The organism is Geodermatophilus sp. SYSU D00815, assembly GCF_054050035.1.
Genome location: NZ_JBJGYO010000003.1, coordinates 167,157 through 179,116 on the forward strand (window position 1 = coordinate 167,157; position 11,960 = coordinate 179,116).

At 76.7% G+C, this 11,960-nt stretch carries 12 protein-coding genes; 8 read left to right on the top strand and 4 right to left on the bottom strand.

Annotated features, from left to right (window positions below; all coding sequences use genetic code 11):
• Nucleotides 1-3 precede the first annotated feature (3 nt).
• Entirely contained in the window at nucleotides 4-765 is a 762-nt protein-coding gene (locus ACI78S_RS05355) for a hypothetical protein (RefSeq protein ID WP_456971187.1), read from the bottom strand.
• Nucleotides 766-785: 20 nt separating this feature from the next.
• A complete protein-coding gene (locus tag ACI78S_RS05360; protein ID WP_456971188.1) occupies nucleotides 786-1,271 on the bottom strand; it encodes a hypothetical protein in 486 nt (161 codons plus the stop codon).
• Nucleotides 1,272-1,536: 265 nt separating this feature from the next.
• On the opposite strand from ACI78S_RS05360, the gene ACI78S_RS05365 reads away from it, so the two are divergent.
• From ACI78S_RS05365 to ACI78S_RS05380, 4 genes are all read left to right on the top strand, one after another.
• The gene (locus ACI78S_RS05365) at nucleotides 1,537-1,911 is read left to right on the top strand and encodes a gamma-glutamylcyclotransferase (protein WP_456971189.1); all 375 of its coding nucleotides are present in this window, start codon (nucleotides 1,537-1,539) and stop codon (nucleotides 1,909-1,911) included.
• Nucleotides 1,905-2,093, top strand: a complete 189-nt coding sequence (locus ACI78S_RS05370; RefSeq protein WP_456971190.1) for a hypothetical protein — start codon at nucleotides 1,905-1,907, stop codon at nucleotides 2,091-2,093. Before ACI78S_RS05365 ends, ACI78S_RS05370 begins: the two co-directional genes overlap by 7 nt.
• Nucleotides 2,094-2,163: 70 nt before the next feature.
• Nucleotides 2,164-2,484 carry a hypothetical protein gene (locus tag ACI78S_RS05375; protein WP_456971191.1) on the top strand — a complete coding sequence of 107 codons (321 nt, stop codon included), beginning with the start codon at nucleotides 2,164-2,166 and terminating at the stop codon, nucleotides 2,482-2,484.
• A gap of 59 nt (nucleotides 2,485-2,543) precedes the next feature.
• On the top strand, nucleotides 2,544-3,200 hold the full coding sequence (locus tag ACI78S_RS05380) for a hypothetical protein (RefSeq protein WP_456971192.1): 657 nt from the start codon (nucleotides 2,544-2,546) through the stop codon (nucleotides 3,198-3,200).
• Between the two features lie 16 nt (nucleotides 3,201-3,216).
• On the opposite strand, the gene ACI78S_RS05385 is transcribed toward ACI78S_RS05380, so the two are convergent.
• Both ACI78S_RS05385 and ACI78S_RS05390 read right to left on the bottom strand, forming a co-directional pair.
• Nucleotides 3,217-3,594: a hypothetical protein gene (locus tag ACI78S_RS05385; protein WP_456971193.1), complete on the bottom strand. Its 378-nt coding sequence runs from the start codon at nucleotides 3,592-3,594 to the stop codon at nucleotides 3,217-3,219.
• Complete coding sequence (locus ACI78S_RS05390; protein WP_456971194.1) at nucleotides 3,591-6,080, bottom strand: AAA family ATPase; 2,490 nt, start codon at nucleotides 6,078-6,080, stop codon at nucleotides 3,591-3,593. Before ACI78S_RS05390 ends, ACI78S_RS05385 begins: the two co-directional genes overlap by 4 nt.
• Nucleotides 6,081-6,267: 187 nt before the next feature.
• Here ACI78S_RS05390 and ACI78S_RS05395 point away from each other — a divergent pair, with 187 nt between their 5' ends.
• From ACI78S_RS05395 to ACI78S_RS05410, 4 genes are all read left to right on the top strand, one after another.
• A complete protein-coding gene (locus ACI78S_RS05395) occupies nucleotides 6,268-7,116 on the top strand; it encodes a hypothetical protein (RefSeq protein ID WP_456971195.1) in 849 nt (282 codons plus the stop codon).
• A 52-nt stretch (nucleotides 7,117-7,168) separates the two neighbouring features.
• Nucleotides 7,169-7,642: a hypothetical protein gene (locus tag ACI78S_RS05400; protein WP_456971196.1), complete on the top strand. Its 474-nt coding sequence runs from the start codon at nucleotides 7,169-7,171 to the stop codon at nucleotides 7,640-7,642.
• A gap of 68 nt (nucleotides 7,643-7,710) precedes the next feature.
• The gene (locus ACI78S_RS05405; RefSeq protein ID WP_456971197.1) at nucleotides 7,711-10,401 is read left to right on the top strand and encodes a hypothetical protein; all 2,691 of its coding nucleotides are present in this window, start codon (nucleotides 7,711-7,713) and stop codon (nucleotides 10,399-10,401) included.
• 8 nt (nucleotides 10,402-10,409) lie between these two features.
• On the top strand, nucleotides 10,410-11,909 hold the full coding sequence (locus ACI78S_RS05410) for a hypothetical protein (RefSeq protein ID WP_456971198.1): 1,500 nt from the start codon (nucleotides 10,410-10,412) through the stop codon (nucleotides 11,907-11,909).
• Nucleotides 11,910-11,960: the final 51 nt, after the last annotated feature.

Here is an 11,960-nt window from a genome sequence, read left to right on the forward strand (position 1 = left end):
GGCTCAGTCTGCGGGCGGGGCCGCCGGTGGGAACCCGGTGCTCGCCCCTTCGGGTAGGACCTCGATCGGCTTGATCACGGCCGGGGTGGCGCAGGCGCCGGGGCGCCCGGCGGCCCAGCGGGCGGCCGCCGCCTGGGGCACCGCGGCCACCGGCACCGGCTCGCCGGTGGGGCCGGCCAGCGGCTGCCGCCGGTACCCGCCGACGTAGGCCAGGACGTCGTCCACCGGCCGCCCGTGCTCGGTCGTCACCGTCCCGGTGCGGAGGACGCCGAGGTCGTAGTAGCCGGCCGCCCGTCCCTCCACCCGGTCCAGGCGCGCCACCTGCGCGGCCGTGCACAGCAGGACGTGGTGGGTCTCCACCGCGCCCGGGGCGGCGATCAGCGTCGCGGGGATCTGCCCGTCGCTGCGCGGGTCGGTGCACCACGCGGCCGCGAGACCGGTGGTGGTCACCCGCAGGGCGACCACCGGCCCGATCCGCAGGCCGGCGAGTTTCGCCGGGTTGGCGTTGCTGCCGTAGGCCAGCACCGGCACCCGCTCGGCCAGGCCGGGCTCGCCTCCCGCGCTGAGCACGGCGTCGACGTCCACGCCGTCCGTGGTCGTCCAGCCGGCGTCCGGGCCGGGCCGCACCTGCCGGACCCGGTCGCCGGCGAGCAGGAACGAGCCGTCGGGACGGCGGCCCGGGTAGGGGTCGGCCGGGAAGTCGGTGGCGGGGGCGCCGTCCCAGGAGGCGACGGAGCGGCGAGGGGTGCGGTCGGTGATGTCCATGCCACCGACCGTCCGGAAGGTCAGGACACGGCCTCCGCGAGACCGAGCGCGGCGAGGACTCCCCGGATCACACCCGGGGCGGCCTGGGGGTCGAGGCCGACCTTCTCCGTGCGGAGGACCGACCGGCCGTCGACCGTGACGATCGCGCCGTCGGCGCCGCGCACCAGCACGTGCCAGACGTCGACGTCGCGCCCCTCCTCCTCCACCTCGTCCGCGTAGCGGCCGAGCGCCTCCGCCATCGGGTGCAGCACGAGCCACCGGCCGTGCCCCACCGCGACCTCGACGGTCGCGTGCGCCGGGTCGGACTCGCCCCGGATGCGGCCGACCCGGACCTCGTAGCCCTCGCGGTGCGCCCAGAACTCGGCCAGGACGGCCAGCACCCCCTGGGCCATCGCCGTCTCGGTGGCCGCGATCCGGCGCAGGTGCGGCTCCGCGCCCACCAGCGGGACGACGGAGAGGAGGTCGAGGGCGGTGCGGTGACCGGCGGCGTACGTGGCGAGGTCCATGGCTGCTCCTTCTCTGCGGCGGTCGGCGACCGCGCTGGAGCAGCACTCTCCGAGAGGTCCGGACACGAGCCGGGCGGAGCCGTGTCCGGACCTCGCCCATCCTCGGGGCCGACCGGCCGCCACCTCGAACCGGAGGGGGCGGCGGTCGTGGCTGGGCCCTCGATGGCCGGAGGGCCCAGCCACCCGGGGAGCCGCCACGGCCGTGTCCGGACCTTTCCCAGCATCGGCGGCGATGCCCGTTCCACCACTCCCGAGAGGACTCCCGATGGCGCCACAGCGCACGCCCGACGCCGTGTTCGTCTACGGCACGCTCAAACCCGGCCGCTCGCGGTGGCCGGCCCTCGCGCCCTTCGTCGACGGCGACGCCGACCTGCGCGGGACCACGGTGCGCGGCCGCCTGTGGGACACCGGCCACGGCTGGCCCGCGATGACCGCCGGCGACGCCGACGTGCCCGGTGTCGTGGTGCCGCTCGACCCCGCGCGGGCCGCGGCGGCCCTGCGCCGGCTCGATGCCGTCGAGGGCGTCGCCACCGGCCTGTTCGAGCGCGTCGAGGTGACGACGGCGGAGGGCACGGCCTGCTGGACCTACCGGTGGCCCGGCGCCACGGCCGGCTTCGTCCCGGTGGACGGCGCGTGGTGAGCGCGGCCGGCGAGCAGGCGCCGGCGTGGCGCGCGGTCGTGGCCGAGGCCTGGAGCCGCGCGCGGCGCCGGGTCGTCGTCGTCCTGCTCGCGGGGGCCGTCCTGGCCGGGACGGGCCTGTGCGGCACCCCCCGGGTCGCGGAGCCGCCGGCGCCCCCGAGCACGTCCGCGCCCGCTCGCTGAGGCCGTGTCCGGACCCTGCGGACAGTTCTTCCCGAGCACGCACCACCCACCGACGAGGAGTCGATCCGCCATGACCCACCACACCCTCGACCTCGTGCCCCTGCGCCGCGCCGCCACCGGCGGGTGGCGGGAGGCGACGTGCTGGCTCGACGAGGGCGTCGAGCGCGTCGTCCTGGGCTGCCTGTGCGGCTGGCGCGGGCGTGACCTGACCGCCGTCGACCTCGGCGGCGTCGCGCCGGGCGCGTTCGCCGGCGACATCGCCGACGAGGCCGCGTTCACCCGGGTCAGCCACGAGATGGAGGCGGCGCACGCCGCGGAGATCGTGCCGGCGCTGCGCGACCTGCCGGCCTCGCGGGAGGTCGAGGCGACGCTCCGCGAGGGCGTGTCCTGACCTTCCGGAGAGTCCCCTCCACCACCAAGCACCGTCCGTCCCCGAGAAAGGGCTCAGCCGTGTACTCCTCCCCCGACGCCCCGCACCTCCACCCCGGCACCGCCGGCTCGTCCCGGCCGAGCCTGCACGGCCGCCCGGCCCAGAACCGGCACCTCGTGCTCTCCCGCGACCTCTTCGAGCGCGCCCGCGCGAAGGCCGGGGCCGAGGGGCTGCCGCTGTGCGAGCCGCTGCGCCGGGGCCTGGCCGCCTACGCCGCGGCCGCGCCGGCCGAGGGGGCGGCGCGCCGCCGCCGGCCCGCCCTCCCCGAGCCGGCCCGCCGGTCGCTGGTGGACCTCTGGCACGAGGGCGACCGCGAGCGCGTCAACGCCTACCTGGCCGCGCTGGCGGCCGCGGGCTGGCCGTACCGCGCGCTCGGGGACGCGCTCGTGGCGGGCGGTGCCGTGCCGGGCATGACCCGCCAGGCCGTCGCCCTGCGCGTGCAGGCGGCGCCGACCGTGCGGCCGGTCGGCCTGCCGCCGGTGCCGGCCACCGGGCCGCGCCGTCCCCGGCGGGCGCCGGCGGCGGACCGGCACGACTACCCCGTGCGGATGTGCGACGACGACTGGCAGGCGGTCCTGCTCCGCGCCGCGCACGAGGGCGCGACGGTCACCGCGGTCGCCGACGAGGTGCTGCGGCGCTACCTCGACGACGACGCGTCCGCCGCGGTGCCGGCCTGACTCCGGGGCCTGCCGCTCAGGCGGTACCCGGCGCCCGCTGCAGCGCGGCCCGGACGTGGGCCACCTGGGTGAGCCACGACCGCAGTTCCTCCGCGGTGGGCGCCAACTCGTAGGCGTGGTGGTGGCAGGCCGCGCTGAGCAGGTCCCAGGCGTTCCCGGCGGCCCGGCCCACCGCCGGCCCGGCGTACTCCCGGCGGCCCAGGACGACGAGTTGGGCGCGCATCGGCGCCCGCTCGACGCCCGGACTGTGCCGCCGCCAGTAGTCGTCGATCTCCCGCTCCAGCACCGATCGCAGCAGGAAGGCGACCGTGCGGGGCCACAGCCCGCGGCTGCCGGGGACGACCTCCCGCAGCAGCCGGTCGGCCGAGACGAGCAGCGTCTGGGCCGTGGTCACCGGCGGAGGTCCGCGACGAGGAGGGCGACGTCCCTGACCAGTTGCTCCAGGTCGCCGCGGTGGCCGTCGTGGGCGCCGTCCTTGCAGGAGAGGTAGGTCGCCCTGGCGCGGGAGCCGAACCTGTTGGACAGGACGTCGGGGACCTTCTTGTCCTCGGGGTTGCCGTCGGGGAAGAGGACGGCCTCCACGGCGACCCGGACGCCGGAGAGCTCGGTGACCGCCCGCTCCACCTCGGCGTGGTCGTGCCCGGCCAGCCGGCGGCGCCGGCGGACGATCTCGTGGCAGGCGGCCTCCACCGCGGAGCGGCACAGCCCGGGCACGACCTGCCGCCGGACCTCGACGGGCATGGCCTCCGCCTTGGCCACCGCGCGGGCGTCGCTGAGGTAGCGGCTGACCGGGTCGTCGGTCTTCTTCACCTCCACGGTGCTGCCCTCGCGCCGCACGACCTGCCAGATCGTCACGGGCGCGCGGTCCTGGTCGGCGTGCTGCGCCTGCCGGCGCACGGCGGCCGGCAGCCGGTCGTCGTGGGTGAAGACGACGACCTGTCGCGTCTTCGCCACCTCGAAGAGCACCTCGGCCAGGCCCTCGACCTTGGCCGGGTCCATCGCCTGCACCGGGTCGTCGATCACCACGAACCGGAAGGGGCTCTCCTCGAGCGTGGCCCGCGGGAGGAACAGCGACAGGCCGAGCGCGTGCAGTTCGCCCTGGCTCATCACGCCGAGCGCCGCGCTGCCCAGGCCCTCCACGGTGACGTCGAGCGCCACCCGCCGCCGGTTCGAGCGCCGGTCGCCCTCCAGGCGCACGGGGCCGAGGTCCACGCTGCTGCCCTGGCGCAGTTTCTGCCAGGTCTCGGCGGCGCCGCGGGCGAGCGGCTCGAGCCGCTCGTTGCGCAGGTGGTCGGCCTGCGCCCGCAGCCAGGTGCAGGCCGCGTCGAGGTGGGCGCGGGTGTCGGAGCGCAGGACGACCTCGGCGGCGCGGTCGACGTGCTCGCGCAGCCGCTGGGCCAGCGGCTGCCAGGCGTCCTCGCGGCGCCGCAGTTGCTCGGCGGCTCCCGCGGCGGCGGCCCGCACCGCCGCGGCGAGGCTCGCGGTCCCGTCGCGCAGCGCGGCGAGGGCGGCTGCGGCGTCGGCCTGGGCGGCCGCGGCCCACGCGGCCCAGCGGTCGGCGAGCCCCTCCCCCGCGACGCCGGCCGGCGGGGTCGTGCGCAGCAGCGCCGGCACCCGGACGACGTCCTCGACCCGGGCCCGGGCGCTGCGCAGCGCGGCGTGCGCGGCGTCGGCTGCCGTCGCCGCCTGCTTCAGGCGCGCGACCTCGGCCACGGTGGCGGCCCGCCAGGCGTCGTCCAGGCGGTCGGCCGTGCCGCAGACCGGGCAGTCCCGGCCGGCCGCGTGCCGCGCGTGGTCGAGGGCGGCCTCGAGCAGCGCGGCCAGCCGCCGGGCCTGCTCGCTGTCGCCGTCGGCCAGGTCGGCGACGGCCGCGACCGCGGCCTCCAGCGCGTCGGCGGCGGCGGTGGCCTCCTCGACGTCGGGCGCGGCCAGGGTGCTCCACGCCCGCAGCGGGGCGAGGTCGCCGACCGGGCCGACCTCCGCGCGCAGCAGGCCGCGCAGCACGTCGAGGTCGGGGGCGCGCTTGCGCAGCTCCTCGGCGACCGCACCCGCCCGCTCGTCGTCGATCCCGGCGAGCGCGTCGAGCAGGTCCTCGCGCTCGGCCTTGAGCTGCTTCTCCTCCTCCTTGAACACGTCCAGCGCGGCCTTGAGCCGGTCCTGCGCGTCGACCAGGCGCTGCAGGCCGAGGATGCGGAACAGGGAGTCGTACATGTCGGAGGGGCGGCCGTTGAGCATGGCGCCCAGTTCCGAGTAGGAGAGGAACGGCCGGTAGGAGACCAGCGCCTCGTCCCAGCCGAGGCCGCCCGGCTCGCGCCGGGCGCCGTGCCGCTGCGTCCAGACCTCGGAGTCGGTCACCCGATCGCCCGACCACGTCCGGTGCACCCGGGTGAGCCCCGGCTCCCCCGTCACCTGCAGGTCCACGGTCACCGACGGCGGGGTGTCGCCGCGGTGCAGGTTCTGCCAGCCGTCCCGCCAGGCGGCGGTGCGCGACTCCCAGCGGGCGTTGGCGCCGGTGAGCGCGATCTCGGCGGCCTCGGCGAAACTCGACTTGCCCGAGCCGTTGCGCCCCACCACGAGCGTGAGCCCGGCCTCGCCCTTCAGGTGCAGGCTCGCCTCGGGGCCGATGCCGCGGAAGCCGGCCACCGTGATCCGCTCGATCCAGGCGTGCGGGACCTCGACCGGCTCCCCCGCGCGGGCGTCCGGCAGGGCGCCGGTCGCCGTGCCGTCGAGCAGCGACTCCAGTTCGTCGGCGCCCTCGTAGGCGGCGACGACGAGGTACTGGGCGTCGTCCGGGAGGTCCGACTCCGCCAGCCTCTCGATCAGCCGCGGCAGCAGCGGGTCCGCGGTCTCGGTGGTCGGGCGGTCGTCGACGGCGGTCATGCAGGCGGTTCCTCTCGTTCCCCGAGGCGGTGGAGCAGGGAGCGCTCCCCCACCGCAGGGGAACATCGGCACCCGCGGGGCCGGCTTGACCGGTTCCGGGCGCGATCGTTCCGCTTCGTCCCTCCGCGGAGGGACACCCGGCCGGACTTTCCGTGGTCGTGCCGGTACCGGCTGTGACACTGCGGGCGTGCCGACGATGACCCCCACCGAGCGGATGGCCGCGATCCTGCGCCGCCTGGCCCGCGCGCCCCACGACGCGCTGGTGACCACCGGCGACCTGCGCGCCCTGAGCCCCGACGACTACGACGGCGAGTCCGGCGACCGGACGCTGCGCCGCGACCTCGAGCAGCTGCGCCTCCGCGGGTTCGTGGAGACCGGCATCACCGACCACTTCCACGGCGCCTGGAACAGGACCGGCGTCCACCTGGTGCGGCGCACGGAGAAGGACCCCGCCCTGCACCTCTCCGCGGCCGAGCACGCGGCGCTGCAGCGGGCGCGGGCCCGCTTCCGCCCCGGCCCGGCGCTGGTCGAGGTGCGGCGCGGCCGCGGGAACCCGCTGGACGTGGTGCTGGCCGTCGTCCGGCACCTGGAGGAGGGCACCGGCTCCGCGACGGGCAGGCACCTCGCCGAGGTGCTCGGCGTGGACCTCCACCGGCTGCACGAGGCCCTCTACGCCTTCGTCGTCAACCCGGTCCGCGACCCCGAACCGGACCGGCCCGCCCTCGACGGGCTGGACCTGGTCGGCGAGTACGACGAGGAGACCGACGAACTGGTCGACTTCCAGGTGTGGCTGGCCGACGCGTCCGGCACCCGCGCGACGGCGAGCGTCAGCCCCGCGTACGGCCGCGGCCTGTACCACCTGGGCCGGTTCGGCTACAGCCCCGCCGAGACGCTCGAGCGGCTCGACCTCATCGACACCGCGCTCGACTCGGGGGACACCTCGCCGTCGGACGCCGAGGCGCTGCTGCGGGCCCACCGCAAGCTGTCGCGGTGGCTGTGCGACCTCACCGGTGAGGACCGGCAGGCCGTGTCCTGACCTTGCCCACGATGGGCGACGACCGAGAAGAGATCGTCGCGAGGAGCCCGTCGTGCCCCGTTCCACCACCGCCACCGTGCTGGTCGGCCCCACCGACCCGCGGGACTTCTACGGCGACCCGCTGCGGGCGCGCCACCTGCTGACGCTGACCACCAACTCCCGCGCCACGTGGACCGTGCACGCGCTCTCCCCGGAGGAGCGGCCGGCGGTCCCGGCCTGGTTCGACGCCGAGAGCCCCGACCACCTGCTGGCCCAGGGGATGCTCGCGTTCCTGCACGTGGTCGTGCCGGAGACGCTCGCCGAGCGGCCCGACCTGCGGGCGCTGGTGGTCCCGGCGCAGCAGCGGCACGGCGTCATCGCCGCGATGCACGGGCGGCAGGCCTACGACGTCGCCGGCCTGTTCGGCGAGGTCGCGCAGGCCGTGGTGACCACGCTCGACGCCTGCTGCGTCACCGTCGAGCAGGTCCGGGCCGCGCAGGCCGCCGGGGTGGCTCTGCGGTGGGCCGACGCGGCCGAGAGGCCGTGACCCGGCTCAAGCGGAGCGGCCTTCCGGCCGATACCAACCCGAAACGTTCGGCGTCCCCTGGAGACCCGTTGCCCCAGATGCTCACCGGTGGCGGCAGCAGTGCCGTCGCCGCTTCCACCCACGCGGCCTGCGAGCGCTTCCGGCGGACCGACCCGCTGGTCACGACGGTCACCCGCCGCCAACTGGCGGCCGAACTGGGCAAGCCCGACGTGACCGCCGGCATCCCCGAGGCCCGGTGGATGCGGGCGATGATGTTCGAGGCGATGGTCAAGAACGACCGCTTCGTCTCCCGTCTGCTCACCACGGCCGTGGGCCGGCTCGACCTCCCCCGGCCGGCCGGCGTCCGCACCCGCTCGGCGCACGGCTCCCCCGCCGAGACGGCGCGGGAACTCGCCCGGGCGCACGCGGCGGCGGTCGTGGCCTCCGAGGCGACGATGCTGACCGCCCTCGGCCTGCCCTTCTTCGGCATGGAGGACGAGAACGCCACCCTCGTCAAGCCGGACTTCGCGATCGTCTGCCCCCGGGCCGACGGCGAGCCGGCCGGCTCGTGGCTGATCATGGGTGACGCCAAGGACTACGAGCGGGTGCGCTCCCGCATCGACGACGGCCGGCTGCTCAAGGGCTTCCTGCAGGTCGCCGTTGGCGCGGAGTCGGCGGCGACCTGGCGGCACCTGCCCGCGGGCATGCTGGTGCACCCGTCCGGCGCCCTCGCCGTCCCGCGCAACTCCTTCCTGCAGCCCGAGGCCCTCGTCGAGCGCCTCGACGACCACCGGGCCGAGGTGAGGGCGCGCGCCGAGGAGCGCCGGCAGCTGCTCGACGAGGTCGGCCCCGGCGGCGTGCCGGCGGACCGGCGCGCGGACTGGGTGGCCCACGTGGCCGGCGAGTTCGACCCGGCCACCTGCCCGACGTGCAGCCTGTTCTCCTACTGCCGCGAGGAACTGCGCACGTCCGCGGCGCCCGAGGCGCTGCTGGTCGAGATCGGCATCGACCGCGCCGCCCGCCCGGCGCTGCGCGGCCTCGTGGACGGCACCGGCGTCGCGGGCCGGGCGCCGGCCGCGGCGGTCGCCACGGTCACCGCGACCGTGACCGGCCTCCCGGTGCGGTCGGCCCGGCGGCGCACCGACCCGGTCGGGCTGCCCGGCACGGTCAACGTCGTCCTGGCCAAGTCCGACTCCGCGGCCCTCGGCGTGTACGGGATCGCCGTGCAGCGGGTCACCGCGGCCGGGCCCGGCCCGTGGGTGCGCGCGGAGTTTCCGGAGCCGCAGGCCTCGGAGACACGGCGCGCGATCATGGGCTTGCTCGGCGCGGCGCTGCGCGAGGCCATGGCCGCGAACCGAGCCGCGGCGCCGGCCCTGCAGGACCCGGACCCGGTGCACCTGGTGGTGCCGGACACGTACACGGCCGACCTGCTCGTGGCGGTGGCCGACTCGCTCGCCGGCGGGGAGGTGAGCCGGCTGCGGTGGGAGCGCGACCGCGCGATGGGCCGCACGCCGCGCACGTTCTCCGGCGACGAGGCGACGATCCCCGCGCCGCTGGCCGCCGACGAGCGGCTGGCCGTCTCCTTCCTGCTCGACGAGGACCGGGCGCGGGCGATGACGCTGCGCCAGCCGGTCGTCGACCTGCGCGCCGTGCTGGTCACGCACGTCGTCGCGGGCGGGCCGGCGTCGGAGAGCGGCCGTCTGGACTACCTGCTGCGCTGGGCCGAGGCCACCGAGCGGCTCGACCACCGGGCCGTCTCCGACGACATCGCCCGGCAGCGGCACACCCCGGGTGCGCGGCTGTCGAACGCCGAGTCCGACGACATCCACGCGGCGCAGCGGGGCGACGAGGCCCGGTACCGCTCGCTCGTCCGAGCCGCCGTCGACTACAAGATCGACGTCGTCGATCGCGCCCTCGCCGTGCTGGCCGCGATGCCGGTCTCGCGGTTGCGCGCCGCCTACCGCGCCCTGGAGGGCGACGCGCAGGCCGTGTGGCGGCGCCGCCACGCGCTGCAGGCGTCGGACCTGGTGCGGTTCTCCCTGACCTGGCCGGTGTGGCGCAACGACCTGGTGACGATGCTGGACGCCGACGCGTCGTGCTCGGCGCAGCTGTCGGCGCTCGTCGACCCGGACCACGCGCTGGGCCGGGCCGAGGACCCCGGGATGCGCGAGCTGGCGATCGCCGAGGTGGTCTCCACCTCGCCGCTGCGGCTGGCGGTGGCGTCGCGCCGGATCGGCGACGGCAGCCGGGTGGTGGCGCTGCACGTGAACGGCGCGGCCGTCGCCGAGATGCCGGGCACCGGCCTGGTGGTCAACCAGGGCACGTTCAAGTTCCAGCAGATGCCGATCGGCCTGCTGGTGGCCGAGGAGGGCGTCGAGGGGCTGCACTGGCTGCAGGACCGGCTCCCGGGCCTCGCCGTCGGGGACCGGCTCGTCGTGGCCGACACCTCCTGGTTCGCCAAGGTCCTGGATTCCGGCCACGAGTTCACCGTGACCCGCCCGAAGACCGACACCCGCTCCGCCCCCAAGCCCACCTGCCTGCCGGAGTCCTACGCCGAGGCGCCGGACTCCCACCGGTACTGCTGCCGGCCGCACCCGGTGATGGAGGCCGAGACCGCCGACCGGCAGGCCGAGCGGCGGGAGCGCGGCGAGATGAACCCGCAGGCCTGGCCGCCGGTGATCGACGACGACCGGTTCGACGTCGCCGCGGTCGACGACGTCGAGGTGACCGTCGACCCGACCTCCCCGCCGGCCGACGCCACGAGGGACGAGTTCGAGTGAGCGAGCAGATGACCGTTTCCTTCACCATGCCGGCCGCGACGGGCGAGGACGCCCGCCACCACGAGGTCGCGGCCGCGGGCAACGCGGCGGCCACGACCGAGGCGATCACGGCGCTGCACGCAGCGCTCAGCCGCAGCAACGGCAAGGACAAGATCCTGCTGCGGGCGGCCGCCGGCGCCGGGAAGTCGCACGCGCTCAAGCGCATGGTCCGCGAGGCGCTCGAGCACGAGAGGTGTTCGCGGATCGCCGTCACGGCGTTCACGAACAAGCAGATCCTGCCGCTGGCGCGAGAGCTGGGCCGGGACCTCGGCAGGGAGCGGGTGTGCCTGTTCCTGTCCGGCGCTCGGGTCGGCGACGTCCCGCCGGACGTGGCCGCCCTCGTGACGGTGGCCGCCAAGGCGACCGAGATCCCCGTCGACGCCGGCGTCGTGGTCGCGACCTCGCACCGGCTGGGGGTGCCGCGCGAGCGCGGCCGGGTCGGCGACCGCCTGGGCGTGGCGACGAACGGGGAGCGGGTCTTCGACCTGCTCATGGTCGACGAGGCGTGGCAGCTGCCGCTGCACCTGTTCTCCGACGTGGAGGGGTACGCGCCGATCGCCGTCGGCGTGGGCGACGTCGGCCAGCTGCCGCCGCTGGACCCGGGGGCGAACCCCTGGCGCGGGGACTCGGGCCACAACCCGTACCGCGCGTGGCCGACGGCGTACGAGCACCGGCCGACCACGCACGCGGTCGACCTGCCCGCGGTGTGGCGGCCGACGGCCGAGCAGCTCGGGCTGTGGCGCGCCTTCTACGGCGAGTGGGACCGGCTGGACTGCGTCGCGGGGCCAGGCGACCGGTCGGTCAAGCTGCCGCCGCTGGCCGGCGCGGCGGCCGACGTGTGGGCCGAGGTGGCCACCGGCCGGCCGACGCTGCTGGAGGTCGACGGGCTCGCCGACCCGGAGGCGCCGGACGTCGACGGCCCGCTGCTGGCGGTGGTCGAGGAGCTGCTGCGCCCGCTGCTGGCGGGCGGCTTCACGCTGAAGTCGACGTCGTACGACGCGGCGGGCCGGCCGGACGGGGCGGCGGAGGTCTCGTCGACGGCGCCGGGCGAGGACGACGACCCGCTGATCGTCGTCCTGGCGACAAGGAACCAGGCCGTGGACGACGCGCAGGCGGTGGTGGACCGGCTGCGGGCGGACCTCGAGCTGCCGGAGAAGGTGATCCAGGCCTCGACGGTGGACTCGTGGCAGGGCCAGACGAACGGGATCACGATCGCGATCCACCCGCTCTCGGGAGCGGACCGGCTCGACGAGTTCAACTCGGCGTTCGGCCGGCTGGCGGTCACCTGCACCCGGGCCACCCACGGGCTGCTGATGGTCGCGCGAGCGGGGCTGGACGACCTGCTGGACCGGGCCCCGGCGCGACCGGGGACGCCGCACGGTGAGCCCGGTCCGCGGTCGCTCCCCCGGCAGACGCACCAGCGCATCCTCCAGGCATTCGCGCGCGGGAGGCTCGCCGTCGAGGCGTGAAGCCGGCCGGGTCGGCCGGCTCCGGCCTCGTGGCGGCCGCCGTCGGCGATG